Genomic DNA, 26,732 nt, shown 5'->3' on the forward strand with positions numbered 1-26,732 from the left:
GCGGGAACCTTCGTACCGGACGGTCGCGCCGTGCGCGGTCCGCCCGGTGTGCGTTACAGCAGGCCGCGCTGCTTGAGCGTGGCGACGAGTTCGGCGGCGTCTTTGACCATGATGCCCTTCGAGCGCTTGGCCGGCGGGGCGTAGGACGTGGTCTTCAGGCCTGCGCCGATGTCGACGCCCAGTTCGGCGAACTGCAGCGTCTCGAGCGGCTTGCTCTTGGCCTTCATGATGTCCGGCAGCTTGATGAAGCGCGGCTCGTTGAGGCGAAGGTCGGTGGTGACGACGGCGGGCAGGTCGACCTCGAGCGTCTCGAGGCCGGCGTCGACTTCGCGCGTCACCGTGGCCTTGCCGTCGGCGACGTCCAGCTTCGACGCGAACGTCGCCTGCGGACGGCCCCATAGCGTGGCGAGCATCTGGCCCGTCTGGTTGGCGTCGTCGTCGATGGCCTGCTTGCCGAGGATCACGAGATCCGGCTGCTCGCGCCCGACGAGCTTGAGCAGCGCGCGGGCGGCGGCGAGGGGCTGCACGTCCTGGCCGTCGACGACCACGTGGATCGCGCGGTTCGCGCCCATGGCGAGGCCGTTGCGCAGGTGCGGCTGGGCGTCGGCCGGGGCGATGGTCGCGACGATCACTTCGGTCGCGATGCCCTTGTCGCGCAGGCGCAGCGCTTCTTCGAGGGCGATCTCGTCGAACGGATTCGGGGAGAGCTTCACGCCCTCGGTGACGACGCCGGTGCCGTCGGGCTTGACCTGGATGCGGACGTTGTAGTCCACCACGCGCTTGTAGGCGACGAGGATCTTCATCAGCGGATTTCCATGATCGTGCGCGGCGGGCGCGCTGAGGACCGGCGATTTTAGCCGACTGCGGCCGCTTTGGCCGTTAGGCGAGAGTGATGGCGGCCGGCGGTATCCTGTCGCGACGCCGATTCAGGACGATCCGATGCTTCAGTCCGTGGTGCTCAGTGGCGGTAGCGGAACCCGGCTCTGGCCGCTCTCGCGGCAGAACCAGCCCAAGCAGTTCCTGGCGCTGCTGGGGGACCGCTCGCTGTACCAGGAGACCGTCCTGCGCGCGAGCCGGCTGCCGGGTGCCGAGGCGCCGGTGACGGTCTGCGCGGGCGACCATCGCTTCATGGTCGGGGAGCAGCTGCAGGCCGTCGGGCTGGCCAACGGCGGGATCCTGCTCGAGCCGACCGCGCGTAACACGGCGCCCGCCATCGCCATCGCGGCCCTGCATCTGCTCGGGAGAGACGCCAACGCGTTGATGCTGGTGCTCCCGGCGGACCACCTCATCGAAGACGAAGCGGCCTTCCGAGACGCTGTCGCGCGCGCGGTCGGGCTTGCAGACGATGGATGGCTGGTCACGTTCGGCATTCGCCCCGACTACGCCGAGACCGGTTACGGCTACATCCTTGGCGGTGCACCGCTCGGCGATGCGGGCTTCGCAGTCGCGCGGTTCGTCGAAAAGCCGGACCGCACCACCGCCGAGGAGTATGTCGCGCACGGCGGTTACTCGTGGAACTCGGGAATGTTCCTGTTCCGCGCAGCGCGCTACCTGGAGGAGTTGCAGCGCCATGCGCCAGCGATCGCCGATGCGGCCCGCCGTGCGTATGAGCAGTCGACGCGCGACCTCGACTTCATCCGTATCGATCCCGACGCATTCGCACAGAGCCCCAACGACTCGATCGACTACGCGGTGATGGAGAAGACCGATCGGGCCGCGGTCGTGCCGGTGAGCTGCGGCTGGAGCGATATCGGATCGTGGTCGGCGCTCTGGTCCGTCGCGGAGCGCGACGCCGACGACAACCGCCACGATGGCGATGTCATGTCCGTCGACAGTCGCGGCAACCTGGTTCGCGCGGCCGAACGGCGCATGATCGCGACGCTCGGCGTCGACGACCTCGTCATCGTTGACACGCCCGACGCGACGCTGGTGGCACGCAAGGACCGCGTGCAGGACGTCAAGCTGCTCGTCGACCGCATGAAGGCCGACGCGCGCACGGAGCATCTGAGTCACCGGAAGGTGTATCGCCCCTGGGGCAGCTATGACTCGCTGGCCGTCGGTGCGCGCTTCCAGGTCAAGCGCATCGTCGTGAATCCGGGCGCGTCGCTTAGCCTGCAGAAACACGCGCATCGCGCCGAGCACTGGATCGTCGTTTCGGGCGTCGCCGAGGTCACATGCGACGAGCGTGTCTTCGCGCTGCGGGAAAACGAGAGCACGTTCATTCCGCGGGGCAGTGTGCATCGCCTGCGCAACAATGGCGCCGAGCCGGTCGAGCTGATCGAGGTGCAGTCCGGCCACTACCTCGGCGAGGACGACATCGTGCGGCTCGAGGACGTCTACGGGCGGTCGTGAGCGCGGCATCGGCCGAAGGTACGGTGCGGCGCAACATGGGCGCCGCTAGAATCCGCGGGTCCCGTACAGGAGTACCCGCATGGCCGCGCGCAGCAAGGTCTATCCCGACGCGAAAACCGCGCTCGCGGATCTCGTCGCCGACAACCAGACGCTCGCTGTGGGCGGGTTCGGTCTCTGCGGCATCCCGGAGGCGCTGATCGCCGCGCTGCGCGATTCCGGCGTCAGCGGTCTGACCGCGATCTCGAACAACGCGGGTGTCGATGGATTCGGCCTCGGCCAGCTGCTGGCCACGCGCCAGATCCGCAAGATGATTTCGTCGTACGTCGGCGAGAATAAGGAATTCGAGCGCCAGTTCCTCGCCGGCGAGCTGGAGCTCGAGTTCAACCCGCAGGGCACGCTGGCCGAACGCTTGCGTGCCGGGGGTGCGGGCATCCCCGCGTTCTTCACTCGCACGGGTTACGGCACGGTCGTCGCCGAGGGCAAGGAAACGCGCGAGTTCGACGGCCACATGTACGTCATGGAAACCGCGCTGCGCGCCGACGTCTCGCTGGTGAAGGCGTGGAAGGCCGACAAGGCCGGCAACCTCGTGTTCCGCAAGACGGCGCGCAATTTCAACCCGGCGTGCGCGATGGCGGGCAAGGTCTGCGTCGCGGAAGTCGAGCAGCTCGTCGAAATCGGCGAGATCGATCCGGACCACGTGCACCTGCCGGGCATCTACGTCGATCGCATCGTCGTGAATGCGACGCCCGAAAAGCGCATCGAACAGCGCACCACCCGCGCCGCGTAAGCGACGTTCGGCCTACATGAATTCACCGGCGGGCGTTGCGCTCGCCGAACGGAGAAACGACATGCCCTGGACCCGCGACGAGATGGCGCAGCGCGCCGCCCGCGAACTTACCGACGGCGCCTACGTCAACCTCGGCATCGGCCTGCCGACGCTGGTGGCGAACTACATCCCCGAAGGCATGGACGTCTGGCTGCAGAGCGAGAACGGCCTGCTCGGCATCGGCCCGTTCCCGACCGAGGCCGAGATCGACGCCGACCTCATCAATGCCGGCAAGCAGACCGTCACCGCGCAGCCGGGTGCGAGCTTCTTCGGCAGCCACGACTCGTTCGCGATGATCCGCGGCGGTCACATCGACCTCGCGATCCTCGGCGCCATGCAGGTCACCGACAAGGGCGACCTCGCCAACTGGATGGTGCCCGGCAAGATGGTGAAGGGCATGGGCGGGGCGATGGACCTGGTCGCCGGCGTCAAACGCGTGGTCGTGCTGATGGAGCACACGGCCAAGAGCGGCGAGCACAAGATCCTGCCGGAATGCACGTTGCCGCTGACCGGCGTCGGTGTGGTCAATCGCATCATCACCGAGCTGGCTGTGATGGACATCACGCCGGATGGTTTGCGGCTCGTCGAGCTTGCGCCGGGCGTTTCTGCGGACGAGTTGGCGGTTAAAACGGGCGTGCCTGTCGCAGCGGTAAGCGGCTGATCGGAGCGTATTGCCGCAGGACGGTGGCGGCCTTACGGTAGCGACTTCAGGAGGGGCTCGGGGAGAGCCGCCTGCTCCCTTTCCGATTGGGCTCCGTCATGCGCAAGGTTCTGCCTTTCGTCGCTCTGGCCGCCGTGCTGGCCGGCTGCGTTCGCTCCGATGATTCCAAGACCGTTGCCGGCTCGATGAAGCCGGCGGCCTCGGTCCGTACCTCGCGCCTTGCTGCTCCGACCGGTCTTGCAGCGATTCGCGCCCGGGTCGTGCACGGGCAGCGATATGCATCGCTTCCCGACCGCGGTGAACTGGTGGCGTATACCGCCGGCGTGCAGGAAGTCCGGACGCGCGCGTACACCTGGAAGCAGGTCCGCCTCAGCGAGGCGCATGCCCTCGATGCCATCGGCGGCACGATGACGGTGCAGGCGCCGGATGGTCATCTCGTCCGCCTGCGTTACGACCATCACATCGAACACCCGAACGGCGACTGGACCTGGGTGGGTCGTCCGGCCGGCGCGCAGCCGGGCACGGAAGCGATCATCACCTTCGGCGAGAAGGCCGTGTTCGGTTCGATTCCGGAAGGTAAGGGTCCGCCGCTGCGCCTGATGCAGGCCAATGGCGTGTCGTGGATGGTGCAGACCGACGCCGCTGCACTGGCGTCGATTCCGGGTGCTCATCCGACGAAGCCCGACGCATTCCCGGTGCCGCGCGCAGCGCAGCGTCCGGCGAGCGACGCTGCGTCGCGTTCGTCTGCATGGGCACCGACCGCCGCGGCCGCGGCGGCAACCGCATCGACGACGGTCGATCTGGTGCTCGGTTACACGAGCACATTCGCAAGCCGTCTTGGCGGCCAGTCGCAGGCGAACACGCGCCTGAACAACATGGTCGACTTCGCCAATCAGGCGTACCAGAACAGCGGCATTGATGCGCGCGTCCGCCTCGTCAATACGGTGCAGGTGGACTACGCCGACAACACGGACAACGATCAGGCCTTGTATGACCTGACCGGTTACGACTGTTCCGGCAGCTCGTGCGTCAAGCGCGCGATTCCTGCGTCTCTGCAGCCGCTGCGCAATGCGCGTGACCAGTACGGCGCCGACCTCATGTCGCTTGTTCGCAACTTCGACAACGGCACCAATGGCAGCTGTGGCGTCGGCTGGATCCTCGGTGGCGGTCAGCAGCCGATCGACAGTTCGGATGCTGCGTGGGCGATGTCAATCGTGAGCGACAGCAACGGCCGCGGACCGGGCTCGTTCCCGAGCGGTGGCTACGTGTGTCGCGACGAAACGCTCGCACATGAAATGGGCCACAACATGGGCGCGCAGCACGACGTCGCGACCGCAAAGGGGGACAACGGCGTATTGGATGCAGATGAGTACGGCCGGTACCCGTATTCGTTCGGGTTCAAGACGGATGCGAATAACGGCAACTTCTACACGACTATGGCGTACGGCGACACCGGACAAACCCCGTATCGCGTGTTCTCCAATCCGCGTGTCGCTACCTGCAATTCGTCGTCAGAAGCGCCGCGCCCTTGCGGAACGAACGATGCGGACAATGCGCGAACGTTGAGTCAGACGATGCCCGTCATCGCGACGTTCCGGGCGACCGTCGTGCCGTCTGGGCCGGTGCGACGTCCGCGAAACGATATGGATGGCGACGGGCGATCGGACCTTCTATGGTGGAACGCCGGTTCCGGCGTTGTCGCCTACTGGGTCATGAACGGCTCGCAGTTCCTTTCCGGTGCGAACTACGGACTGGGCAGCGGCCTCCAGCCTGCGTCCAGCGGTTACACCACCGCTGGTGCTCGTGCAGATCTGCTGTTCCGGCGTCCCGCCGACCGCATGCTCATCAATTTCGCGAACTCAGGCTCCGGCTTCCAACCGACCGCGATCGGCAATTATGCGAGCGACTGGAACGTCGCCGGCCAAGGCGATGTCGATGGCGATGGCAAGGACGACATTTTCTGGCGGCATCCCACCGCAGGCTATTTCGCCTATTGGCTGATGGACGGCGCCGTCTACAAGGGAGGTCAGACGTACGCACCGCCGCCGGCCTACCTCATTGCCGCGATTGCGGATTTCAATGGTGACGGGCGAGCAGATATCGTGTGGAACGCCCCGTCCACACGCACAGTTTCCATGTGGGTCAGCGACGGCGGCGGCTTCGCCGTGTACCAGATTGGCCAGTACGGTAGCGATTGGTCGCTGATCGGTGCCGCGGATGTCACCGGCGACGGCAAGGCGGATCTGCTATGGCGGAATACTGCGTCCACGTATCTGGCGTACTGGAAGATGGACGGCCCGTCGTTCGTGAGCTCACAGGCGCAAGGCACCCCGACCGCGTACACGTTCGCGACTACGGGCGATTACAACGGCGATGGGCGCGACGACATCGTGTGGCAGCGCCCCAGCGACCGCGCCCTAATCATGTGGCTGGGCAACGGCATCGGCTTCCAGGAGCAGGTGGTGGGTAACTACGGGGCGGACTGGTCGCTATTGAAGTAAGTCGCGCGCCTGACACTAACCCGTCTGCGGGCCACGTCCGCGGCGCGTAGACGGGGTAGTAATGCGCAGCGCTGCGCCCAAAATTACAACATCTGATAATTCGGCCCCGAACCACCTTCCGGCGTCACCCAGTTGATAATCTCGTAGGGATCCTTGATGTCGCAGGTCTTGCAGTGCACGCAGTTCGCCGCGTTGATCTGCAGGCGCCGGCCGACATCCGCCTCCTCGACGATTTCGTAGACGCCCGCCGGGCAAAAGCGCGTGCACGGGTTGCCGTATTCCTCGGTGCAGCGCGACACGCAGATCGAGGTGTCGAGTACCTTCAGGTGCACGGGCTGGTCTTCGTCGTGTTCGGTGGCGGCGAAGTAGACGCCAGCGAGGCGGTCACGCGGCGCGAGCGTGCGCTCGCCCCAGTGGCGATCGGGTGATTCGTACTCGGCCAGCTTCTCCATCTGGCACCAGTCCGGCTTGTTGCGCAGCGTCCACGGCGACTTGCCGCGCGTGACGGTTTCCCACGCGGCGTTGAGCAGGCCGAACCACATGCCGCGTTTGAACGCGGGCTTGATGTTGCGGACTTCGCGCAGCTCGGCCATTGCGTCCGATGCACGCAGCTTCGCGTCCCAACCGTTCGGCAACAGCTGCGTCGACGCGAGATGTTCGGCCGCCAGCATGCCCGACCTGATCGCCTGGTGCGTGCCCTTGATCTTCGGTACGTTGAGCAGGCCGGCCGTGTCGCCGATGAGGATCGCGCCCGGCATCTCGCACGTCGGCAGCGACTGGTAGCCACCGGTGACGATCGCACGCGCACCGGCCGACACGATCGATCCGCCTTCGAGCAGCGGCTTCACCGAGGGATGGTTCTTCCACTGCTGGAAGGCTTCCCACGGCTTGTAGTTCGGATCCTTGTAATCGAGGCCGCTGACATAGCCGAGCGCGATGCGACCCTTGTCGAGGTGATACAGGAAGCTGCCGCCGTACGTCGCGTTGTCCGCGGGCCAGCCGAGCGTGTGAACGATCTTGCCGGGCGAGACGCGCTCTTCCGGCACCTGCCACAGCTCCTTGATGCCGATCGAATACGTCTGCGGGTCGTGCCCTTCGTCGAGCTTGAATTGCTTGACGAGTCGCGTGGTGAGATGACCGCGCGCGCCTTCGGCGAGCACGGTGACCTTCGCGCGGATGTCGATGCCCGGCGTGTAGCCCGGCTTGTGCGAGCCGTCCTTCGCGACGCCCATGTCGCCGATGCGCACGCCGATCACCGCGCCGGTCTCGTCATGCAGCGTTTCGGCTGCTGCGAAGCCCGGATAGATCTCGACGCCGAGCGCTTCCGCCTGCGGCGCGAGCCACGCGCACATCGCCGACAGGCTGACGATCACATTGCCATGGTTGTTCATCCCCGGCGGCACGGGGAGCTTGCGCGCACCGCTCTTCGACAGCAGCCAGAACTCGTCGTCCTTCGCCGGCACGCACACCGGCGGTGGGTTGTCGCGCCAGTTCGGCAGCAGCGCGTCGAGCGGGCCGGTCTCGATCACCGCACCGGACAGGATGTGCGCGCCGATCGTCGACGCCTTCTCGATCACGCAGACCGAGATCTCCGGGTTCAGCTGCTTCAGGCGGATCGCGAACGCCAGGCCCGACGGCCCCGCGCCGACGGTGACGACGTCGTACTCCATGACGTCGCGTTCGATCTCGATGGTCTGGCTCATGAGGCTCTCCGCTGCTGACCCGTCATTGTCGCGGTTCGCGCCGTGCGAGCCAATCAGAGGGCCGCGGCCCGCGTGCTAGCGTCGCGCGATGCTCGAGCGCCTGCCCTTGCCCGACGCCGACGTTCGGCTCGACCCCGCCTGGTTGCCGGCCGAGGAGGCCGCCGCGCTGTTCGACGTGCTCCGCGACCAGATCCCGTGGGAAAACCATCCGGTCCGCCTGTTCGGCCGCGCGCACCCCGCGCCGCGCCTGAGCTGCTGGATCGGCGACGCCGAGGCCGCTTACCGCTATTCGGGCCTGCTCCGCACGCCGCATCCATGGCGGCCCCCGCTCGACACGCTGCGCGACCGTCTCCGGACGACGCTGGGCGTGCCGTTCAACAGCGTTCTCGCCAATCTCTACCGCGACGGCCGCGACGCGATGGGCTGGCACGCCGATGACGAGCCTGAACTCGGGCCTGAACCGGTCATCGCCTCTCTGAGTCTCGGCGCGGTGCGACGCTTCGTGCTCAAGCATCGCCGCGAGGACGCGCGCCTTGCCCTCGATCTGCCATCGGGCAGCCTGCTGGTGATACAGGGCGCGACCCAGGCGAACTACCGGCATGCATTGCCGCGCACGGCGCGCCCGGTCGGGCCGCGGATCAACCTGACGTTTCGTGAGGTGCGGCGCAGGTAGCGGATCGCGAGCATTCGCGCTCGTCGACGTGCACGTCCCGGCCGCGACCCGTCGATCAATCGACTCGGCCGCGCGGGATCACGGCGATTGCGCCATCGACCTCGTCGAACACGCCGAGCGCCTGCTCGCGGAGCGTCAGGTGTTCGCATTCGCGATCGAGCTGCTCGTACTCCGTCGCGAACGTCGTGCGGAATGCATCGAACGCCGCTTCGTCCCGCCAGCGGTCGATGGTCACGTAACGCCCGGACGTCGATGGATCCATCAACAGCAACGTCCCGATGTAGCCCGGGGCCCGAAGGAACAGTCGCGCCCATGTGCCCTCGGGTCCGTAATGCCGTTCGAATTCCGATGCGTTGTCGGCAACGACATCGAACGCCCACATGTAGACGTACGCCATCGTCGTCTCCGATGCGCCGCTATGCGGCGCACTGCCGGGATGAGTCGAAACTCAGCGTCGCCCGCTCAGCGACGTCAACGTCCACCCCGCGACATCGTGATCGAGCTTCACCAACGCGCGGTCGAATGCGTCCACCACGTTCGGAACATCCGTCGACGACGCCGGTTCCGCGACCACGAACGTGCGCGACGCCAGCACATCGGCGGCTTCCGGACGGAGCAGCTTCGCGCTGACTTCGATCGTCGCGTTCGGCAGGGCACCGCCCGCGTAGTCGGCTTCGAAGCGCCGCACGTCGAGCAGCAGACGGTAGTCGCCGTTGACGCCGCTTCCCGCGCGCGCGACCGCGCGCAGGCGGCCGGAATCCTCGAACGTGCGGATCAGCGAGGCGAGCAGCATGTCCGACGGACGCTGAGCCCACACGCCGCCCTTGTACACCTGCAGCTCCTGCGGCGTCGGCCGTACGGCGATGCGCATGCTGTCGTACGGGCGATCGATCTGCACGGGGCCGACGGTCAATTGCGCATCGACCTGCGGCCAGCTCGGATCGGGCGCCGCATTCGCGCGTGGCGCGAACTGCTGCGGCGGTTCCTTGCTGCCCCCGATGATCGAACACGCGGGAAGCGCGAGCACGGCGACGAGCATCGCGGTGCGGGCGAGGGACGTCGTCATGGAGATGCGCGGCTTCATTTGGGTTCGAATTCCTTCGGACGTTCGCGGCCGAGCAGATAGCTGGTCGGGCCGCTGTCGAGTCGGTCGGTGACCTGGCGCAGGTCGCGCACGAGCGAGCGCAATTCGGTCAACGTCGGGCCGACCTGGCCGAGCCCGTCGTTGGCGAACGAATGGATCGCCGCGCGGTTCTCGTTGACGATGCCGTTCGCGCCTTCGGCCGCCGACTGCAGCTTGTCGAGCGTGCCGTCGAGCTTGGCGACGAGGCCGGGCAACTTGTTCGCGAGATCGCGGTCGACGTCGTTCACCACGCCGTGCGCCTGCACCAGCGTCGCGTTGAGTTCGGCGCTCGACGCCTTCGCGTTCGCGATGATCGCGCGCATGTCCTCGCGCTGCGAGGCGATGGAGTTCGTCAGCGCATCGATGTTGTTGAGCGTGTTCGACACGTGCTGGATGTTCTTCTCGCTCAGCACCTGGTCGAGGCGCGCGACGAGCCGGTTCGCCGTGTCGGCGATGTTCTGCAGCGCGCTCGACTCGGTGAGGATGAGGGGCTTGTCGCGATGGTCGACGCTCACCAGCAGCGGCGCCTTCGGGCTGCCGCCCGTGAGCTGGATGAACGGCGGGCCGGTGATGCCGCTTTGCGACATCTTGGCGCGCGTGTCGGTCTTGATCGGCGTGTCGGCCTGGATGCGCAGCGTCGCGAGCACGCGGCGCGGATCTTCCGGTGCGAGGCGGAGGCTCTCGACCGTGCCGACCGAAATGCCGTTGTACTGCACCGAGCTGCCCTCGCTGAGGCCGGTGACCGGCTCGTTGAAGACCACCGAATATTCCTGCCAGTCCTTCTCGGACGAGTACTTCGCGGCCCACAGCGCGAACAGCAGGAGGACCGCCGTCACGATGATGGTGAAGGCGCCGATGAGGACGTAGTTGGCCTTGGTTTCCATGGGCGCGGTCCTGTCGTGCGGTCAGTCGTGGCGGGTGCGGTCGCGACCGGCCTGCGCTGCGCGTGCGCGCGGGCCGTGGAAATACTCCTGCACCCAGGGATGGTCGAGCTGTTCGATTTCGGTGATCGGCGCCGCGGCGACGACCTTGTGATCGGCGAGCACGGCCACCCTGTCGCAGATAGCGTAAAGCGTGTCCAGATCGTGTGTGATGAGGAACACCGTCAGGCCCAGGGCCTGCTGCAGCGTGCGGATCAGGTGGTCGAACGCGGCCGCGCCGATGGGATCGAGGCCGGCGGTCGGCTCGTCGAGGAAGAGCAGTGGCGGGTCGAGCGCGAGCGCCCGTGCCAGGCCCGCGCGCTTGCGCATGCCGCCGGAGAGCTGCGAGGGCAGCTTGTCGATCGCGTCGGCCGACAGCCCGGCGAGCTTCACCTTCAGCAGCGAAATCTCGTGGCGGAGCGAGTCGGGCAGGTCGCGGTGATATTCCTTGAGCGGCACCTCGACGTTCTCGCCCACGGTCAGCGACGAGAACAGTGCGCCGTCCTGGAACAGCACGCCGGTGTTGCGCTCGATCTCGCGTCGCGCGGCGATGTCGGTGGTGCGTGCATCGACGCCCAGCACTTCGATCTCGCCTTCGTCCGGCTCGCGCAGGCCGAGGATCGAGCGCATCAGCACCGACTTGCCGGTGCCCGAACCGCCGACCACGCCGAGGATTTCGCCCGGCATCACGTCGAGGTCGAGGCCGTCGTGCACCACCTGCTCGCCGAAGCGATTGACCAGGCCGCGCACGCGGATGATGGGCGAGGGCGCGTCGCGCGCGTCGTCGGTCGCCATCAGACGTCCATCACCATGTACCAGAGAGCGGCGATCGCATCGAGCACGATCACCAGCGAGATCGCCTGCACGACGGCGGACGTCGTGCGCTCGCCGACGGATTGCGCCGTGCCTTCCACCTGCAGGCCTTCGAGGCAGCCGACCAGCGAGATCACCATCGCGAAGAACGGCGCCTTCGACAGGCCCACCCACAGATGCCGCACTTCGATGGTTTCCTGCATGCGCGAAAGATATTGCTGCGGCGGAATGTCGAGGGCGTATGCGCCGACGGTGAGGCCGCCGAGCAGGCCGGAGATCATCGCGACGAACGTCAGCAGCGGAAGCATCGTCAGCAAGGCGAGCACGCGCGGGATGACCAGCAGGTCGATCGGGTCCATGCCCAGCGTACGGATCGCATCGATCTCCTCGCGACTCTTCATCGCACCGATCTGCGCGGTGAATGCGCTCGCGGTGCGGCCGGCGAGGATGATGGCGGTCAGCAGGATCGCGAACTCGCGCAGGAACGAGACGTCGACCAGTTCGACGACGTAGATCTCCGCGCCGAAATCGCGCAGCACGTTCGCGCCGAGGAACGCGACCACCGCGCCGACGAGGAACGAGAGCAGCGCGACCAGCGGCGTGGCATCGAGACCGACCTGCTCCATGTGGTGCACCAGCGCGATCGGCCGGAACCGCGACGGTTCCTTGATCGTGCGCAGCAGCTTAGCCAGCACTTCGCCGAGGAACGCGACGAGCGCCATGGCCTCCTTCGCGTTGTCGTACATCGCGAAGCCGAGTCGGCCGATCGCCGCGACGAGGCCGTATTCCTTCTTGCGCTTGGGGCGTTCGTCCGCGACGTCCTCGATGGCGGCGACCAGCGCGCGGTGCTCGTCGCGGAAGTCGAAGGTGTCGAAGTCGACACCGCAGCGGCGCGACCAGCGCAGCAGTTGCAGCACGCCCAGCGAATCCAGCCGCGCGATGCCGCGGGCATCGACGTGGGCGAGGCCGCAAGGTGCGGCGGCGAGCGTGTCGCCGATCGACACCGCGTGCTCGAGCGTCCAATGGCCCGCGAGACGAACGGTGCCGGCGCCGGTATCGGCGTCGAGGGTCGGCGGGGCGGACGTGGAATCGGTCATGTTCGCGGCGGAGCATACCGGCTCGGCCGTGCGTGCAAGGCATGCGATCCTTCACCCATGACCGCGCCCCTCAGCGAAGCCGCCTACGTCGCGCGAATCGACTTCATGGTCGAGCTCGCGTCGCGCCTGCACCGCTATGGCACCACGGCCGAGCGCTTGGAAGGCGCGATCACGGCCGTGGCGACGCGGCTGGGTGTGGGCTGCGAGCCGTGGTCGAACCCGACGGGCCTGATCCTCACGTTCACCGATCCGGCCCGCGCCACCGGCCTGCGCGACATCACGCGCGTGCTGCGCCTCGCCCCGGGCGACGTCGACCTGCATCGGCTCGTCGAATCCGACCGCATCGCCGAGGAAGTGCTGGAAGGCCGCCTCGACCTCGCAGATGCGCAGGCGCAACTGCGTGCGCTCGACGCACCGGCACCCCCGGCGGTCCGTCGTGCGGAGATCGTGGCCTTCGGCCTCGCGGCCGCGGCGGTCGCCGGTCTCCTGCGCCTGCCGTGGCTCGACATCGGCGTCGCCGGCGTGACCGGGCTGTTGATCGGCGTGCTCGATCACCTGGCCGAGTCGCATCCGCGCGTGCGTGCGGGCTTCGAGGCGCTGTCGGGCATGGTCGCAGCGACCATCGCGGTGCTCGTCGGTTCGTTCATCGGGCCACTCAACCAGAACACCGTGATCATCGTGTCGCTGATCGTGCTGTTGCCCGGCCTCACGCTGACGAATGCGGTCAACGAACTCACCGGTCAGCAACTCGTTTCCGGTACTGCGCGCTTCGCGGGCGCATTGACGACGATCCTGAAGCTCGCGATCGGCGTGCTCGTCGCGGTGTACGCGCTCGAACTCATGGGCCTCGATCCCGTCGTGCGGGGCTCGCGTCCGCAACCGGCGTGGATCGAGTGGGTGTCGCTCGCGATCGCGTCGTTCGCATTCGCCGTGCTGTTCCGCGCGAGCGTTCGCGACTATTTGCGCGTCATGGGCGCCGCCGCGGCGGGCTACATCATTTCGCGATTCGTCGGCGAGGCCGCGGGCGCGCCGGCCGGCGTGTTCATCGCCGCGCTCACGATCACCGCCACCGGCAATGCCTATGCACGCTGGTGGCAGCGCCCGGGCGCGATCATCCGCGTGCCGGGCATCATTACGCTGGTGCCCGGCAGCACCAGCATGCGCGGGTTGCTCAGCCTGATGCAGAGCCACGACGTCGGCGCAGGGCAGAGTGCGGTGATCGCGGTGACGAATGCGCTCGGTGCGCTCGTCGCGGGGCTGCTGTTCGGCAACCTGCTGCTGCCGTCGCGCCGCAACCTGTGACTCAGGCGCGGCGGGCACTCCACAGCCCGTAGCCCCACCACGCGAGCAGTGCGATCACGACGACCCAGATCGCCACGATCACCGCGGCCATGCCGCGACTGGTCGGTCGCGTCGCCGCCACCGCGGCGCGTGCGTGCGCATCGGCTTTGACGTCGGCCGGCGTCCAGCGCATCACCAGCGCGATGCCGAGCGGCACGATGATCACGTCGTCGAGGTAGCCCAGCACCGGAATGAAATCCGGGATCAAGTCGATCGGGCTCAGCGCATAGGCCGCGACGGCGAGCGCGGCCAGACGAACGGCCCAGGGCGTGCGCGGATCGCGCGCCGCGAAGTACACGACGAGCGTCTGTTGCTTGAGGCTGCGGGCCCAGCCGCGCAGGTGCGTCGTCCACGACATGCGGCAAGCCTCGCGGCGAGGGAGTGACGGGGCCGAAAACGACGACGCCGGCGCAAGGCCGGCGTCGATGCGATCCGCGGTGCGATCAGCGGATCAGGAAGCTGTCGAGCGCGTGGCCCTTGCTCGTATACGCCTGCAACCAGCGGGGCTGCTTGCCGCGACCACTCCAGGTCTCGTTCGCGTTGTCCGGGTTGCGGTACTTCGGCGCGACCTTGGTGCCGGCGAACTTCGACGGGCCGCGCTTGGCGCGCGTGCGCTTGGCGGGTGCGGCGTCCGAGTTCGCGGACGACGACGTCGACGCGCCACGCGCACCGAACAGTTCGCCGATCGAATAGCCCTCGGCGCGGGCGAGCTGCTCGAGGCGCTTGCGAACGTCCGCAATCGGCTTGCGCTTCTTCAGCACCGCGCGACGCTTGTTCGCCTGGGCGATGAGCGATTCGAGCTCCTTCGCCGACATGCTGTTGAGATCCAGGGCCATGCTGCCTCCGACCAATACCGAAAAGAAAATGGGCCGCCCGATCGCGGACGGCCCATCGTAACCAGCGAAGCTAATCGCGTAAATGCGCGGAGATAATCAGCCCGCGATGACGCGCGCGATCGCGGCGTCGCGATCGAGCTGTTCGGCCTCGCTCGCGCGGCGATGGCGGTATTCGTACGTGCCCGCCTGCAGGCCGCGCTCGGACACCACGATGCGGTGCGGGATACCGATCAGCTCGATGTCCGCGAACATCGCGCCCGGGCGCAGGCCGCGGTCGTCGAGCACGGCGTCGATGCCCTTGGCCTGCAGGTCGCGATACAGCGCCTGCGCCGCTTCATTCACCGACTCGACGTTCTTCGGGTTGATCACGCAGACGGCGACCTGCCACGGCGCGATCGAGTCCGGCCAGATGATCCCGTTCGCGTCGTGGTTCTGCTCGATCGCCGCGGCGACGATGCGCGACACGCCGATGCCGTAGCAGCCCATCGTCGGCGTCATCGCCCTGCCGGTTTCGTCGAGCACCGTGAGCTTCATCGCCTCGGCGTACTTGCGGCCGAGCTGGAATACATGGCCGACCTCGATGCCGCGCGCGATGCCGAGCGTGCCCGCGCCGTCCGGCGACGCATCGCCTTCCACGACGTTGCGGATGTCGGCGACGAGGCTCGGTTCCGGCAGGTCGCGGCCCCAGTTCACGCCGGCGATGTGGAAGCCGTCCGCGTTCGCACCGACGACGAAGTCGGCCATGGCGGCGACGTCGCGGTCGGCGACGACGAAGATGTCCTTGGCCGGCGCGATCGGGCCGAGGAAGCCCGGCGACGCGTTGAGGTGTTCGCGGATCTCGTCCTCGGTGGCGAGGCGGTACTCCGTCATGCCTGGCAGCTTGGCGAGCTTGATCTCGTTGACGACGTGATCGCCACGCACCAGCGCGAGCACGAAGCGCGGGTTGTTCTCGGGATCGACGCCCATCGCGGCGACCGACTTCACCGTGCGCGACAGCGGAATGCCCATCAGCGCGGCGACGTCCTCGCACGTCTTCTGCGTCGGCGTGTCGATGCGGCGCATGGTTTCGGTGGCTGCCGCGCGCGGCGCCGGCGCGGCGGCTTCGGCGCGCTCGACGTTCGCGGCGTACTCGGAGCCCGTGGAGAACGCGAGCGCGTCCTCGCCCGAATCGGCGAGCACGTGGAACTCGTGCGACATCGCGCCGCCGATCGCGCCGGTGTCGGCGACGACCGCGCGGAACTTCAACCCCAGTCGCGTGAAGATGCGGCCGTAGGTGTCGTACATGTTCTGGTATTCGCACGTCAGATCGTCGTCGTTCGCGTGGAACGAGTACGCGTCCTTCATCAGGAACTCGCGCGCGCGCATCGCGCCGAAGCGCGGGCGGATCTCGTCGCGGAACTTGGTCTGGATCTGGAAGAAGTTGACCGGCAGCTGCTTGTACGACGACAGCTCCTGGCGCGCGAAGTCGGTGATGACTTCCTCGTGCGTCGGGCCGTAGCAGTACCAAGCGTCCTTGCGGTCCTTGATCTTGAGCAGCTGGCCGCCGAACTTCTCCCAGCGCCCGGTCTCCTCCCACAGCTCGCGCGGCTGGATCGACGGCATCAGCACTTCGATCGCACCGGCGTTCGTCATTTCGTCGCGGACGATGCGCTCGACCTTGCGCAGTACGCGCAGGCCCAGCGGCGACCACGTGTACACGCCGGCGGCGAGCTTGCGCAGCATGCCCGCGCGCAGCATCAGCTGATGGCTGACGACTTCCGCGTCGGCGGGCGTTTCCTTGGTGGTGTGGAGATGGAACTGCGACAGGCGCATCGGCGGCTTTTCGAACGCGGAAAAACGGCATTCTGCCACGCGATGCGCGGCGCCCGGTCCGATGCGATGTCGGGCGCGCCGCGCTCGCAGCGCGCGCGGATCAGCCCTGCTTGGTCGTGGCCGCGTTCGCGGTCGTCGGACCGGCGCAGTACAGCTCGACCTGGCCCTCGGCCACCTTCAGGCGCGCCGCTCGCTCGGCTGCCGTGAGTTCGCGGTCGGCCTTGCCGTCCTTGTCGTCGTCGACGCCGACCTTGCCGGTGCCCTGCAGCAGCGTCAGGTTGCTGCGGGCGTTCGTGCAGTCGGCATTCGCGACGGCCTTCGGCGCGGCCGGCGTGGTGACGCCGTGGTTGCCGAACTCGCGCGGCTTCATCTTCTGGCCGGCGGGCGGCGCGTCCGAATAATGGGTCACGCCCTTCGCGTCCTTCCAGGTATAGACCTGGGCGGCAACGACGGGCAGAGCCGCCAGCAGGGCGAGCGGCAGGACGAGGCGGGCGAGGGTCGAGGGCCGGCGCATGTCGGCAGTCCAATGGAAGACGGGGGATCCCGTCCCGATTCGACCACCGCCGGGGCGACGGGGCAAGCGATACACTGAACAAATGGAATCCATGTCTCCGGGTGCCAAGGCCCGACCGCGCGCCCGCGGCATCTACCTGCTGCCGAACCTGTTCACGACGGGCGGCATGTTCGCTGGCTTCTTCGCCATCATCTCGGCCGCCCAAGGCCGCTTCCCGGACGCCTGCGTGGCCGTCTTCGTGGCGGCGATCCTGGACGGGCTGGACGGCCGCGTCGCCCGCCTGACCAACACCCAGAGCGAGTTCGGGGTGCAGTACGACTCGCTGGCGGACCTGATCAGCTTCGGCCTGGCGCCGTCGCTGGTCATGTACCACTGGGCGCTCTCGACGCTCCGGCTGGACGGCGCGACCCCCGGCAAGATCGGCTGGATCGTGGCCTTCCTCTACGCCGCCTGCGCCGCGCTGCGGCTGGCGCGCTTCAACGCGCAGGTGGGGCAAGTCGACAAGCGCTGGTTCATCGGGCTCGCGAGCCCGGCGGCGGCGGGGCTGGTGGTCAGCTTCGTGTGGACCTGCGTCGAGTTCCAGTTCAGCGGGCGCGACCTGCGCTATCCGGCACTCGGCGTGACGATCGCGGCCGCGCTGCTGATGGTCAGCCGCATGCGCTACTTCAGCTTCAAGGGTGGCGGTCCGCGCAACGATCGCGTGCCGTTCCTCGCGATCATCGTGGTCGTCGCGGTGCTCGTGGCCGTCGCCATCGACCCGCCGATCGTGCTGTTCGCGGTGTTCGCGCTTTACGCGTTGTCCGGCCCGGCCTACTGGACGTGGCGACGCATGCGTCGACCGGCGGAGGTCGCGGCGTGAGCCTGCCCTGGAGCGCCCAGCAGATCGAATGGCTGCAGGCGATGGGGCTCGAGGTGTTGCAGCGCCCGGGGCAGGGCGCGCTGCCGGGCGACACGACGAGCGTCGCGTCGTCACAGAGCGCAACGCGCGAAGGGGATGTGCCCGCCGGGCTCGCCCGCGCCGCTCGTGGTGTCGATCTTGGGGCGTTGCTCGCGGCCTACGGCACGCCGCGCGACGTCGCCTCGCGTCGTGCGTTCTGGCGCGCGCTGCGCGCTGCACGCAAGGCGGCGCGTCACGCATGAGCGCGCAGCCGTCCGCGAGCGGTCGTCCGGCCTCGCTGCGGCCGATGCGCGAGGCGGATGTCGACGCCGTGTACTCGGTCGAACGTCGCGCCTACGAATTCCCGTGGACGGCCGGCATCTTTCGCGACTGCCTGCGCGCGGACTACCTCGCCTGGGTGCTCGACATCGACGGCGTGATCGCCGGCTACTTCCTGCTCAGCCTCGCCGCCGGCGAAGCGCATGTGCTGAACATCTGCGTCGCACCCGAGTTCCAGGGCCACGGCCACGGTCGACGCCTGTTGCGATCGCTGGTGCAGCTCGCGCGCTCGCGCGGCGCACAACGCATTTTCCTCGAAGTGCGTCCGTCGAACCGCCACGCGATCGTGCTGTACGACCAGGAAGGCTTCAACGAAATCGGCCGTCGACCGCGCTACTACCCGGCGAAGGACGGCCGCGAGGACGCGATTGTGATGGCGATGGAACTGGTGTTGCCGGAATGACGCGCGTCAACCGGCCGGCCCGACACGCTGGCTGAGCTTCGCGCGCAACGCAGCGAGATCCGTATCGGCGAAGTCGCGCTTCGGCAGCACGACCATGAGCGCATCGGTTTGCATCAGCACCACATGCTCGGGGCCGTCGTGCCAGCGGCGCACGTGCGCCCACGGCAGCGTCGACGTCGCGTGCGGGGTCACGACGTGGACGCCGTCCTCGACGACGCTCACGTCGATGGATTCGTGCAGCGCCCGATGCTGGGCATGCAGGCGCTTGATGCGGGCCGGGATCCACAGGTAGTCGATTCCGAGCTGGATCAGTTCGCCGACGACGACCAGTGCGACGCACAGAGCGATCCACGGGCGCATGTCGCTCGGCACAACGAACAGGAGTGCGATGCCGATCCCCGCGATGACGAGGTTGATCGTCCGGCGCGTGCGACGGTGGCCCGAGCGCGTCAGGCGATGCGCGGCGAGAACGTCCTGCGCCGTGACCCGCATGGTTCAGCCCAGCTTTGCCCGCTGCGCGGCCAACGCCTCGCGCTGCGAGGTCCAGTCGACGAGGCGCTTGCGCTCCTGTTCGACCACCGCGGCCGGCGCGTTGCTGACGAACGTGTCGCTCGCAAGCTTGCCCTGCGCCTTCGCGATCTCGCCATCGACGCGCTTGAGTTCCTTATCGAGGCGCGTGCGTTCGGCGCCGAGGTCGACGAGGCCTTCGAGCGGCACCAGCAACTTCAGATCACCGACGACGCCCGCGGCCGACGCTGGCGCGGACTTCGCGTTGTCGAGGTAGTCGATCGCCTCGAGCTTGCAGAGGAAGCGCAGCTGCGAGTCGAAACGCGACGCGCGTTCGCGGTCCGCGGCGTCGCCTTCCGCCATCAGCAGCGGCACCTGCTTCGACGGCGCGACGTTGAGTTCGCTGCGGATGCGGCGCACGGTGGAGATCACGGCCTTCAGCCATTCGACCGCGGCTTCGGCCTGCGCGTCGCCCTGCGGCAGTTCGGCCGCGCGCGGATATGGGCGCAGCATGATCGTCGTCTCCGCAACGCCGAGCTTCGGCGCGACCGCCTGCCACAGCTCCTCCGTCACGAACGGAATCAGCGGGTGCAGCAGCGAGAGCAGGCGCTCGAGCACGAACAGCAGCGTGTGGCGCGTGCTGTTCGCGGCGTCCACGTCGTCGCCGTTGAGCGCCGGCTTGGCGAGTTCGACGAACCAGTCGCAGAACTGGTTCCAGGCGAATTCGTACAGTGCCTGCGCGAGCAGGTCGAAGCGGTAGTCGGCAAGATGTTGCTCGGCTTCGGCGGAGACGCGCGCGAGCTGCGCGAGGATCCAGCGCTCGGCATCCGTCTGCGGCTGCGGCACGCCGGAGGCGGTGAAGCCCTCGGTGTTCATCAGCACGAAGCGCGTCGCGTTCCACAGCTTGTTGCAGAAGTTCTTGTAGCCCTCCGCGCGGCCGAGGTCGAACTTGATGTCACGGCCGTGCGTGGCGAGCGCGCTGATGGTGAAGCGCAGCGCATCGGCGCCGAACGCGGGAATGCCGTTCGGGAATTCCTTGCGCGTGGCCTTTTCGATCTTCTCGGCCATCTTCGGCTGCATGAGGCCCGACGTGCGCTTGGCGACGAGGTCGTCGAGCGAGATGCCGTCGATGAGATCGAGCGGGTCGAGGATGTTGCCCTTCGACTTCGACATCTTCTGGCCCTGCGCATCGCGCACGAGGCCGGTGATGTAGACGTCCTTGAACGGGACTTCGCCCGTGAAGTGGTCGGTCATCATGATCATCCGGGCGACCCAGAAGAAGATGATGTCGAAGCCGGTGACGAGCACGCTCGACGGCACGTAGCGATCGAAGCCACGCTGCTTCATGAGCTGTTCGTTCGGCCAGCCCTGCGTGCTGAACGGCCACAGCGCGGAGGAGAACCATGTCTCCAGCACGTCGGTGTCCTGCGTGAGCGGCATGGACGCGTCGATCGAATGCGTGGCGCGCACTTCGGCTTCGTCGCGGCCGACGTAGACGCGGCCCTGCGCGTCGTACCACGCGGGAATGCGATGGCCCCACCAGAGCTGGCGCGAGATGCACCAGTCCTGGATGTTCTCCATCCAGTGGCGGTAGGTGTTGATCCAGTTCGGCGGGACGAAGCGCACGTCGCCGTTCTCGGCGAGTTCGAGGCCGCGCTTGCCGAGTGTGTCCATCTTCACGAACCACTGGTCCGTGAGGTACGGCTCGATCACCTGGCCCGTGCGATCGCCGCGTGGCACCTGCAGCTTGTGCGGCTTCGTTTCGACGAGCAGGCCCTGCGCTTCGAGATCCGCGAGCACCGCCTTGCGCGCGTCGAAACGATCGAGGCCGCGGTAATGCTCAGGAATCTGATGAAGCCACGTGCCGTGGCGAACACCCGCTTCAACCGCCTCAAGAGGGTGCTTAGCGATGATTCCTGCTGAGGGCGTATCGCCGCCGATGATTTTTGCTTCTGGCGTAAAGATGTTGATCAGCGGCAGCGAATGGCGCTGCCCGACCGCGTAGTCGTTGAAGTCGTGCGCGGGCGTGACCTTGACCACGCCGGTACCGAACGCGCGGTCGACGTAGTCGTCGGTGATGACGGGGATGCGGCGGCCCGTCAGCGGCAGCACGACGAACTTGCTGTGCAGCGACGCGTAGCGCTCGTCGTCCGGATGCACCATGGCGGCGGTGTCGCCCAGCATCGTCTCCGGGCGCGTGGTCGCGACGACGAGGTAGTCGCGCGTCTCGCGCAGCGTCTCGTTGCCTTCCTCGTCGCGTTCGACGTATTCGTACGTGGCGCCGTCGGCGAGCGGATAGCGGATCGACCACAGCGAGCCGTCTTCCTCCTCGTTGACGACTTCGAGGTCGGAGATCGCGGTCTTCAGCACCGGATCCCAGTTCACCAGGCGTTGGCCGCGATAGATCAGGCCGTCCTCGAACAGGCGCACGAACGCCTCGCGCACCGCGTCGGCGGCCATCGGATCCATGGTGAAGACGCTGCGCGTCCAGTCGCCGGAGGTGCCGAGGCGGCGCATCTGCCGTTCGATCGTGTCGCCCGACTTCTGCTTCCACTCCCACACTTTCGCGATGAAACCGTCGCGGCTGAGCGTGTCGCGCGATTCGCCCTTGCCTTCGAGCGCGAGGTTGCGCGAGACGACCATCTCGGTCGCGATGCCGGCGTGGTCGGTGCCCATCTGCCACAGCACGTCGAAGCCGCGCATGCGGTGGTAGCGGATCAGCGCGTCCTGCAGCGTGTGCTGGAATGCGTGGCCCATGTGCAGCGTGCCGGTCACGTTCGGCGGCGGCAGCAGGATCGAATAGGGCTCGCCGGTGCCGCGCGGCTTGAAGACGCCGCTCGCCTCCCATTGCTGGTAGAGGCGCGTCTCGAACTGGGTGGGGTCGTAACCGGGGGCGAGGGACATGGCGGTATCGAGGGAAACGGCCGGCCGGCGGCGCGTGCGCACCGGCGAGGCGTGGAAAAGGGATCGGGCAGGGCCCGCGGTCTCAGGATACCGGGGCCGAGGCGCGAACCGCGAGCCGCGGAGCGCCTGTGGGACGCGAGAGCGACGGCATGCGCCGCCGCGTCACATGTCGTGCTTCTTCAGCTCCAGCCCGCGCGACTGGTACTGCTTCCAGCGTTCGCGCAGCGGGCCGCGTGCAGATTCGTCAGCCGGCACCACTTCGAGCACGCGGTCGAACGCGCCGTCGACGGCCGCATCGCGCAGGTTGATCACCAGCGGGCGCAGTGGCGTATCGACGTCGGGCGAGGCGATCAGCACTTCGGCTTCTTCCTCGTCCTCTTCGGCACCCGCGATCTGGTGCGGGATGTAGACCTCGTCGCCCATGTCCCAGAGCAGGTCGTCGAGTGCCTCGGCCTGCTCCTGCGAGCGGGCGAGGACGAGCGTCGGCAGGCCGGCGTCGAACGCCTTGCGCGCCAGCTCGCACACAAGGCGCAGCGGCTCCGAGCGGAACCGCGGCGTGGTGATCAGGTAGAAATCGGCACGGGCCATGGGGCAGCGACTGTCCGGATCACGCCTGCGCGGCGCGATCCATCAGCCACTGCGACAGCAGGCCGACCGGGCGGCCGGTCGCCATGCCGCGCTTGCCTTCGTCGTTGGCGACGCCGGCGATGTCGAGGTGCGCCCAGCGCTGGCCTTCGGTGAAGCGCGCGAGGAAGCAGCCCGCCGTGATCGCGCCGGCCCAGCGGCCGCCGATGTTGTAGACGTCGGCGAACGTGGATTCGAGCTGCGACTGGTATTCGTCCCACAGCGGCAGGCGCCACGCGCGGTCGAACACGTTCTCGCCCGCTTCGAGCAGTTCGGCGGAGAGGTCGTCGTCCTTGGACATCAGGCCCGTCGCGTACTTGCCGAGCGCGATGACGCAGGCGCCGGTGAGCGTGGCGACGTCGAGCAGCGCGGCCGGCTCGAAACGCTGCGCATAGGTCAGCGCGTCGCAGAGGATCAGGCGGCCTTCGGCGTCGGTGTTGCCGACTTCGATGGTCTTGCCCGACATCGACGTCAGCACGTCGCTCGGGCGGTAGCTGTTGCCGTCCGGCATGTTCTCGACCGCCGGCACGATGACCGTAAGGTTCACCGGCAGCTTCAGCCCGACTGCGGACACGAACGTGCCCATAACCGTCGCCGCGCCGCACATATCGAACTTCATCTCTTCGACGCCGCCCTGCACCTTGAGGTTGATGCCGCCGGTGTCGAACGTGATGCCCTTGCCGACCAGCACGTACGGCTTGGCGTCGCCGCCGCCGCTGTACTTGAGGACGATCAGCTTCGGGGGATTGGCCGAGCCGCGCGCGACGGACAGCAGCGAGCCCATGCCGAGCTGCTCCATCTGCTCGCGATCGAGCACCTCGCACGAGCACTCCGCGAAGCGCGACGCGAACTCCTGCGCCTGCTGCGCGAGGTAGGCGGGGTTGCAGATGTTCGGCGGCAGGTTGCCGAGCTCGCGCGCGAACTGCACGCCGGCCGCGATGGCCTGGCCCTGCGCGAGCGCCTGTGCGTCGTCGGTGGCGATGGTGAGGCGGGTCAGGCCCGGCTCGATCTTCGCGCGCGACTTCTCGCCAAGCGTCGCGGTGTAGCGGTAGGCGATGTGATCGGTGCAGGTGACCGCCTGGCGCACGGCCCACGCGGTGTCGCGGCCCTTCACCGGCACCTGCGGCAGCGTGGTCACGGCATGCGAGATCGGGCCGACCTTCAGCGCGCGCGCGGCGTCGCCGACGGCCTTGATGTACTGCGGCACCGCGAACTTGGCCTGGTCGCCGAGGCCGACCACCAGCACGCGCGGCGCCTTCACGTCGGCGAGGTCGTGCAGGAGCGCCGTCTTGCCGGCCTTGCCGCTGACGTCGCCGCGTTCGATCAGCGCCGACAGGCGCCCGCCGCAGGCCCGGTCGATCGCCGACGCCGCATCCGTCAGGGTCTTGTCAGCGAAGACGCCGACGATCACGCAGTCCGCGGCAACGGATGCGGGGGCGTCGGAGGTCAGGTCGAATTCGAGGGCCATCCAAGGTTCCGGAAAGGTGTGAAGGGGGATTTACGTACAATCGCCGACCCTTGAGGGCCGAGGACGCCGGCGATGGCCGGGTCGCGCACCCGACCGCGCCGAAGCGCCGGGCCGGGCCGTTGAACGAACGACGAGTCTAGAACAGCCCGTGCGAATGCTGAAATTCGACCGTTATCTGCTTTCGGAATGTGTACAGGCCACGCTGGCGACCACGCTGGTGCTGCTGATGGTGGCCTTCGGTGCGGTCTTCGCCGACGTGCTGCGCGACATCGCCGAGGGCCGGGTCCCCGCCGACATGCTGCTGCCGCAGCTCGGCCTGCTGTTCCTCAACTGGCTGCCGATCATCCTGCCGCTGGCGCTGATGCTCGGCCTGATGCTCGCCCTGGGCCGGCTCTACCGCGATTCGGAAATGCCGGTGCTGGCGTCGGTGGGCATCGGGCCGCGACGCATGGCGAAGCCGCTGTTCGGCCTGATCGGGCCGGTCGCGGTGGTCATCGCGCTGTGCTCGCTGTGGCTGGCGCCGTGGGCGGAGCGGACGTCGAAGGAAATGGTCAACGCGGCGACCCGCAACCTGCTCGTCGCCGGCCTCGAACCCGGGCGCTTCACCCCGATCGGCAACGGCGGCGTGGTGTTCGTCAGCCGCATGTCCACCGACGGCACGCACTTCGAGCGCGTCTTCATCTACCGCCAGAAGAACGACCGCCTCGACGTGACGACCGCGAAGACCGGTCACCTCGAGGTCGATGACGAAGGTCATCGCATCCTCGTGCTCGACGACGGCTTCGAGGTCGAAGGCCCGCGCGAAGGCGTCAACCGCGACTACCGCCTGATGCGCTATCGCGCCAACGAAGCCGAGATGCCGGCCACCAAGGGCCGCTACGACGCCAACGACCCGCGCATGTTGTCGACGCCGACGCTGCTCGCCGACGCGCGTCGCGAAGCCAAGGCCGAGCTGCATTCGCGTATCGCGCCGCCGTTGCTCGCCGTCGCGTTCGCGCTGCTCGCGGTGCCGCTCGCGCGCAGCTCGCCGCGCGAAGGCCGCTTCGGCCGCATCGCTGTCGGTTTCCTGATCTATCTCGTCGGCACGATGCTGTCGCTGGCAAGCGTCAACTGGATCACCAAGGGCAAGATTCCGGTCGCGCTCGGCCAGTGGTGGCTGGTGCTGCCGCTGCTCGCGCTCGGTGCGTGGATGTACTTGAACGACGGCCGCGTGCGCGCGCCGCGCCTGCGCGGAGCACGTCGATGAAGCCGTTCCCGAAGATCCACGACACCTACGTCGCGCGTGCCGTGCTCGGCACCGTGCTGCTGACGTGGATGGTGCTGCTCGGCCTCGACCTGATGCTCGCGCTCGTCAACGAGATCGGCGAGATCGGCAAGGGCGACTACGGCTTCGGCAAGGCGGTCGCGCACGTCGCATACACCGCGCCGCGTCGTGCCTACACGCTGTTCCCGACCGCCGCCGTGATCGGCGCGCTGATGGGCCTCGGGCAGCTCGCGTCGTCGTCGGAGCTGACGGCGTTGCGTGCCGTCGGCCTGTCGCGACGCCGCCTCAGCATCAGCGTCGCCGGTGCGATCGCGTTCCTCACGCTGCTGATGGTCGTGAACGGCGAGACGCTCGGCCCGTGGGGCGATCGGATGTCGAACGTGGTCAAGCAGACCGCGACGAACCGCGACACCGTGGTGGCGCGCTACTCGGGCCTGTGGGCGCGCGAGGGCGAAGTCATCCTCAACGCGCAGGGCGGCCAGGAGCGCAGCGACGGCAGCGGCAAGACGTGGCTCGAACTGCGCGACGTGCGCCTCTACGAATTCGGGGCGGACGGTCGCCTGAAGTCGATCTCGCATGCGCAGGTGGCCGAGCACCGCCCCGGCAGCTGGCTGCTCCGCGACGTCAACCGCACGCTGTTCGACGCGAAGTCCGTGCGCACCGAGCGGATTCCGGAACAGCAGTGGGCGTCGAAGCTCGACACCGCCGCGCTCACCGCCGATCTCGACAGCCCGCGCTATCTCGCATCGAACGAGCTGCGCGACGCGATGGAATACCGCGAACGCAACGGCCTCGACGCCAACGAGTTCGAAGAGCATTACTGGGGCCGCTGGTTCTATCCGCTCAACGTGCTCGCGCTGTGCCTCGCGGCCGTGCCATTTGCGTTCGGAACGCTGCGCAGCGGCGGCCTCGGTCGACGCCTGTTCGTCGGCATCGTGTTCGCGCTGGGCTTCTGGCTCGCGCAGATCGTGTTCGTCCGCGCCGCGAAGGCGTTCCAGCTCGACTACCGCATCGCCTACCTCGCGCCGACGCTGTTGATGCTCACGCTGTCCGGCATGCTCTTCCGCCGGCGATCGGGGTGAGGGCAGGCCGCTACGCGGCACCGCCGCGTGGCCTGCCCGAACGCCCGCCGCGCTGCGGCGGGCCGGGAGTTCGTAGCGCCCGGGTCGCGACC

The 26,732-nt window shown here is 67.9% G+C and carries 26 protein-coding genes; 11 read left to right on the forward strand and 15 right to left on the reverse strand.

All coding sequences use genetic code 11. The annotated features are described in order from the left end of the window. Window positions 1-53: 53 nt before the first annotated feature. Window positions 54-803 (reverse strand): electron transfer flavoprotein subunit beta/FixA family protein, encoded by a 750-nt coding sequence (locus EVS83_RS08475; RefSeq protein WP_133500608.1) that lies wholly within the window; start codon window positions 801-803, stop codon window positions 54-56. 136 nt (window positions 804-939) lie between these two features. Between EVS83_RS08475 and EVS83_RS08480 the strand changes: the two genes are divergently transcribed. The 4 genes from EVS83_RS08480 to EVS83_RS08495 all read left to right on the forward strand — a co-directional run bounded on the left by EVS83_RS08480 (window position 940) and on the right by EVS83_RS08495 (window position 6,340). Beyond that, window positions 940-2,352, forward strand: a complete 1,413-nt coding sequence (locus EVS83_RS08480) for a mannose-1-phosphate guanylyltransferase/mannose-6-phosphate isomerase (RefSeq protein ID WP_133500609.1) — start codon at window positions 940-942, stop codon at window positions 2,350-2,352. Between the two features lie 79 nt (window positions 2,353-2,431). After that, window positions 2,432-3,139 carry a CoA transferase subunit A gene (locus EVS83_RS08485; protein ID WP_133500610.1) on the forward strand — a complete coding sequence of 236 codons (708 nt, stop codon included), beginning with the start codon at window positions 2,432-2,434 and terminating at the stop codon, window positions 3,137-3,139. A 61-nt stretch (window positions 3,140-3,200) separates the two neighbouring features. Further along, window positions 3,201-3,839, forward strand: coding sequence for a CoA transferase subunit B (locus EVS83_RS08490; protein WP_133500611.1), 639 nt, complete (start codon window positions 3,201-3,203; stop codon window positions 3,837-3,839). A 305-nt stretch (window positions 3,840-4,144) separates the two neighbouring features. Beyond that, window positions 4,145-6,340: an FG-GAP-like repeat-containing protein gene (locus EVS83_RS08495; RefSeq protein ID WP_166636847.1), complete on the forward strand. Its 2,196-nt coding sequence runs from the start codon at window positions 4,145-4,147 to the stop codon at window positions 6,338-6,340. An 83-nt stretch (window positions 6,341-6,423) separates the two neighbouring features. On the opposite strand, the gene EVS83_RS08500 is transcribed toward EVS83_RS08495, so the two are convergent. Further along, complete coding sequence (locus EVS83_RS08500; protein ID WP_133500613.1) at window positions 6,424-8,043, reverse strand: electron transfer flavoprotein-ubiquinone oxidoreductase; 1,620 nt, start codon at window positions 8,041-8,043, stop codon at window positions 6,424-6,426. Window positions 8,044-8,131: 88 nt separating this feature from the next. On the opposite strand from EVS83_RS08500, the gene EVS83_RS08505 reads away from it, so the two are divergent. Next, the gene (locus EVS83_RS08505) at window positions 8,132-8,716 is read left to right on the forward strand and encodes an alpha-ketoglutarate-dependent dioxygenase AlkB family protein (protein WP_133500614.1); all 585 of its coding nucleotides are present in this window, start codon (window positions 8,132-8,134) and stop codon (window positions 8,714-8,716) included. Window positions 8,717-8,771: 55 nt separating this feature from the next. Here EVS83_RS08505 and EVS83_RS08510 read toward each other — a convergent pair whose 3' ends face one another. Genes EVS83_RS08510 through EVS83_RS08530 form a run of 5 tightly spaced genes read right to left on the reverse strand, consistent with a single transcriptional unit; the run spans window position 8,772 to window position 12,669 of the window. Next, entirely contained in the window at window positions 8,772-9,113 is a 342-nt protein-coding gene (locus EVS83_RS08510) for an antibiotic biosynthesis monooxygenase family protein (protein WP_133500615.1), read from the reverse strand. A gap of 51 nt (window positions 9,114-9,164) precedes the next feature. Continuing rightward, the gene (locus EVS83_RS08515; protein ID WP_133500616.1) at window positions 9,165-9,782 is read right to left on the reverse strand and encodes an ABC-type transport auxiliary lipoprotein family protein; all 618 of its coding nucleotides are present in this window, start codon (window positions 9,780-9,782) and stop codon (window positions 9,165-9,167) included. Between the two features lie 14 nt (window positions 9,783-9,796). Next, window positions 9,797-10,723 carry an MlaD family protein gene (locus tag EVS83_RS08520; protein ID WP_133500617.1) on the reverse strand — a complete coding sequence of 309 codons (927 nt, stop codon included), beginning with the start codon at window positions 10,721-10,723 and terminating at the stop codon, window positions 9,797-9,799. A 21-nt stretch (window positions 10,724-10,744) separates the two neighbouring features. After that, the gene (locus tag EVS83_RS08525) at window positions 10,745-11,554 is read right to left on the reverse strand and encodes an ABC transporter ATP-binding protein (protein WP_133500618.1); all 810 of its coding nucleotides are present in this window, start codon (window positions 11,552-11,554) and stop codon (window positions 10,745-10,747) included. Next, complete coding sequence (locus tag EVS83_RS08530) at window positions 11,554-12,669, reverse strand: MlaE family ABC transporter permease (RefSeq protein WP_133500619.1); 1,116 nt, start codon at window positions 12,667-12,669, stop codon at window positions 11,554-11,556. The genes EVS83_RS08525 and EVS83_RS08530 overlap by 1 nt, the downstream gene beginning before the upstream one ends. A 57-nt stretch (window positions 12,670-12,726) precedes the next feature. Between EVS83_RS08530 and EVS83_RS08535 the strand changes: the two genes are divergently transcribed. Beyond that, window positions 12,727-13,971 carry a threonine/serine exporter family protein gene (locus EVS83_RS08535; protein ID WP_133500620.1) on the forward strand — a complete coding sequence of 415 codons (1,245 nt, stop codon included), beginning with the start codon at window positions 12,727-12,729 and terminating at the stop codon, window positions 13,969-13,971. A gap of 1 nt (window position 13,972) precedes the next feature. Here EVS83_RS08535 and EVS83_RS08540 read toward each other — a convergent pair whose 3' ends face one another. From EVS83_RS08540 to EVS83_RS08555, 4 genes are all read right to left on the reverse strand, one after another. Continuing rightward, a complete protein-coding gene (locus EVS83_RS08540) occupies window positions 13,973-14,368 on the reverse strand; it encodes a YkvA family protein (RefSeq protein ID WP_133500621.1) in 396 nt (131 codons plus the stop codon). An 85-nt stretch (window positions 14,369-14,453) separates the two neighbouring features. After that, window positions 14,454-14,846, reverse strand: coding sequence for an H-NS histone family protein (locus EVS83_RS08545; RefSeq protein WP_133500622.1), 393 nt, complete (start codon window positions 14,844-14,846; stop codon window positions 14,454-14,456). Window positions 14,847-14,942: 96 nt separating this feature from the next. Then, window positions 14,943-16,658: a proline--tRNA ligase gene (locus EVS83_RS08550; protein ID WP_133500623.1), complete on the reverse strand. Its 1,716-nt coding sequence runs from the start codon at window positions 16,656-16,658 to the stop codon at window positions 14,943-14,945. Between the two features lie 100 nt (window positions 16,659-16,758). Further along, window positions 16,759-17,172, reverse strand: coding sequence for a DUF4124 domain-containing protein (locus tag EVS83_RS08555; RefSeq protein WP_166636848.1), 414 nt, complete (start codon window positions 17,170-17,172; stop codon window positions 16,759-16,761). A gap of 82 nt (window positions 17,173-17,254) precedes the next feature. Here EVS83_RS08555 and pssA point away from each other — a divergent pair, with 82 nt between their 5' ends. The 3 genes from pssA to rimI are packed head-to-tail and all read left to right on the forward strand — an operon-like array spanning window position 17,255 to window position 18,791. Next, window positions 17,255-18,031 (forward strand): CDP-diacylglycerol--serine O-phosphatidyltransferase, encoded by a 777-nt coding sequence (gene pssA, locus EVS83_RS08560; RefSeq protein WP_425456082.1) that lies wholly within the window; start codon window positions 17,255-17,257, stop codon window positions 18,029-18,031. Continuing rightward, a complete protein-coding gene (locus tag EVS83_RS08565; protein ID WP_133500626.1) occupies window positions 18,028-18,312 on the forward strand; it encodes a hypothetical protein in 285 nt (94 codons plus the stop codon). Before pssA ends, EVS83_RS08565 begins: the two co-directional genes overlap by 4 nt. Then, on the forward strand, window positions 18,309-18,791 hold the full coding sequence (rimI, locus tag EVS83_RS08570; RefSeq protein WP_133500627.1) for a ribosomal protein S18-alanine N-acetyltransferase: 483 nt from the start codon (window positions 18,309-18,311) through the stop codon (window positions 18,789-18,791). The genes EVS83_RS08565 and rimI overlap by 4 nt, the downstream gene beginning before the upstream one ends. A gap of 6 nt (window positions 18,792-18,797) precedes the next feature. Here rimI and EVS83_RS08575 read toward each other — a convergent pair whose 3' ends face one another. The 4 genes from EVS83_RS08575 to EVS83_RS08590 all read right to left on the reverse strand — a co-directional run bounded on the left by EVS83_RS08575 (window position 18,798) and on the right by EVS83_RS08590 (window position 24,294). Further along, window positions 18,798-19,283, reverse strand: coding sequence for a YcxB family protein (locus EVS83_RS08575; RefSeq protein WP_133500628.1), 486 nt, complete (start codon window positions 19,281-19,283; stop codon window positions 18,798-18,800). A gap of 3 nt (window positions 19,284-19,286) precedes the next feature. Then, the gene (locus tag EVS83_RS08580; protein ID WP_133500629.1) at window positions 19,287-22,202 is read right to left on the reverse strand and encodes a valine--tRNA ligase; all 2,916 of its coding nucleotides are present in this window, start codon (window positions 22,200-22,202) and stop codon (window positions 19,287-19,289) included. Between the two features lie 162 nt (window positions 22,203-22,364). Then, complete coding sequence (locus EVS83_RS08585; RefSeq protein ID WP_133500630.1) at window positions 22,365-22,790, reverse strand: DNA polymerase III subunit chi; 426 nt, start codon at window positions 22,788-22,790, stop codon at window positions 22,365-22,367. A gap of 19 nt (window positions 22,791-22,809) precedes the next feature. Then, window positions 22,810-24,294: a leucyl aminopeptidase gene (locus EVS83_RS08590; protein WP_133500631.1), complete on the reverse strand. Its 1,485-nt coding sequence runs from the start codon at window positions 24,292-24,294 to the stop codon at window positions 22,810-22,812. 154 nt (window positions 24,295-24,448) lie between these two features. On the opposite strand from EVS83_RS08590, the gene lptF reads away from it, so the two are divergent. Both lptF and lptG read left to right on the forward strand, forming a co-directional pair. Further along, a complete protein-coding gene (lptF, locus tag EVS83_RS08595) occupies window positions 24,449-25,540 on the forward strand; it encodes an LPS export ABC transporter permease LptF (RefSeq protein ID WP_133500632.1) in 1,092 nt (363 codons plus the stop codon). Then, window positions 25,537-26,640 carry an LPS export ABC transporter permease LptG gene (lptG, locus tag EVS83_RS08600; RefSeq protein WP_133500633.1) on the forward strand — a complete coding sequence of 368 codons (1,104 nt, stop codon included), beginning with the start codon at window positions 25,537-25,539 and terminating at the stop codon, window positions 26,638-26,640. Before lptF ends, lptG begins: the two co-directional genes overlap by 4 nt. Window positions 26,641-26,732 lie beyond the last annotated feature (92 nt).

The sequence above is a fragment of the Cognatilysobacter terrigena genome, assembly GCF_004361065.1.
GTDB classification, from domain to species: Bacteria; Pseudomonadota; Gammaproteobacteria; order Xanthomonadales; family Xanthomonadaceae; genus Cognatilysobacter; species Cognatilysobacter terrigena.

Excerpts from the sequence above, each read along its gene's own strand:
- EVS83_RS08475 (WP_133500608.1), bottom strand. The coding sequence starts at position 803 with ATGAAGATCCTCGTCGCCTACAAGCGCGTGGTGGACTACAACGTCCGC.
- EVS83_RS08480 (WP_133500609.1), top strand. The coding sequence starts at position 940 with ATGCTTCAGTCCGTGGTGCTCAGTGGCGGTAGCGGAACCCGGCTCTGG.
- EVS83_RS08485 (WP_133500610.1), top strand. The coding sequence starts at position 2,432 with ATGGCCGCGCGCAGCAAGGTCTATCCCGACGCGAAAACCGCGCTCGCG.
- EVS83_RS08490 (WP_133500611.1), top strand. The coding sequence starts at position 3,201 with ATGCCCTGGACCCGCGACGAGATGGCGCAGCGCGCCGCCCGCGAACTT.
- EVS83_RS08500 (WP_133500613.1), bottom strand. The coding sequence starts at position 8,043 with ATGAGCCAGACCATCGAGATCGAACGCGACGTCATGGAGTACGACGTC.
- EVS83_RS08505 (WP_133500614.1), top strand. The coding sequence starts at position 8,132 with ATGCTCGAGCGCCTGCCCTTGCCCGACGCCGACGTTCGGCTCGACCCC.
- EVS83_RS08510 (WP_133500615.1), bottom strand. The coding sequence starts at position 9,113 with ATGGCGTACGTCTACATGTGGGCGTTCGATGTCGTTGCCGACAACGCA.
- EVS83_RS08515 (WP_133500616.1), bottom strand. The coding sequence starts at position 9,782 with ATGACGACGTCCCTCGCCCGCACCGCGATGCTCGTCGCCGTGCTCGCG.
- EVS83_RS08520 (WP_133500617.1), bottom strand. The coding sequence starts at position 10,723 with ATGGAAACCAAGGCCAACTACGTCCTCATCGGCGCCTTCACCATCATC.
- EVS83_RS08525 (WP_133500618.1), bottom strand. The coding sequence starts at position 11,554 with ATGGCGACCGACGACGCGCGCGACGCGCCCTCGCCCATCATCCGCGTG.
- EVS83_RS08530 (WP_133500619.1), bottom strand. The coding sequence starts at position 12,669 with ATGACCGATTCCACGTCCGCCCCGCCGACCCTCGACGCCGATACCGGC.
- EVS83_RS08535 (WP_133500620.1), top strand. The coding sequence starts at position 12,727 with ATGACCGCGCCCCTCAGCGAAGCCGCCTACGTCGCGCGAATCGACTTC.
- EVS83_RS08540 (WP_133500621.1), bottom strand. The coding sequence starts at position 14,368 with ATGTCGTGGACGACGCACCTGCGCGGCTGGGCCCGCAGCCTCAAGCAA.
- EVS83_RS08545 (WP_133500622.1), bottom strand. The coding sequence starts at position 14,846 with ATGGCCCTGGATCTCAACAGCATGTCGGCGAAGGAGCTCGAATCGCTC.
- EVS83_RS08550 (WP_133500623.1), bottom strand. The coding sequence starts at position 16,658 with ATGCGCCTGTCGCAGTTCCATCTCCACACCACCAAGGAAACGCCCGCC.
- EVS83_RS08555 (WP_166636848.1), bottom strand. The coding sequence starts at position 17,172 with ATGCGCCGGCCCTCGACCCTCGCCCGCCTCGTCCTGCCGCTCGCCCTG.
- pssA (WP_425456082.1), top strand. The coding sequence starts at position 17,255 with ATGGAATCCATGTCTCCGGGTGCCAAGGCCCGACCGCGCGCCCGCGGC.
- rimI (WP_133500627.1), top strand. The coding sequence starts at position 18,309 with ATGAGCGCGCAGCCGTCCGCGAGCGGTCGTCCGGCCTCGCTGCGGCCG.
- EVS83_RS08575 (WP_133500628.1), bottom strand. The coding sequence starts at position 19,283 with ATGCGGGTCACGGCGCAGGACGTTCTCGCCGCGCATCGCCTGACGCGC.
- EVS83_RS08580 (WP_133500629.1), bottom strand. The coding sequence starts at position 22,202 with ATGTCCCTCGCCCCCGGTTACGACCCCACCCAGTTCGAGACGCGCCTC.
- EVS83_RS08585 (WP_133500630.1), bottom strand. The coding sequence starts at position 22,790 with ATGGCCCGTGCCGATTTCTACCTGATCACCACGCCGCGGTTCCGCTCG.
- EVS83_RS08590 (WP_133500631.1), bottom strand. The coding sequence starts at position 24,294 with ATGGCCCTCGAATTCGACCTGACCTCCGACGCCCCCGCATCCGTTGCC.
- lptF (WP_133500632.1), top strand. The coding sequence starts at position 24,449 with ATGCTGAAATTCGACCGTTATCTGCTTTCGGAATGTGTACAGGCCACG.
- lptG (WP_133500633.1), top strand. The coding sequence starts at position 25,537 with ATGAAGCCGTTCCCGAAGATCCACGACACCTACGTCGCGCGTGCCGTG.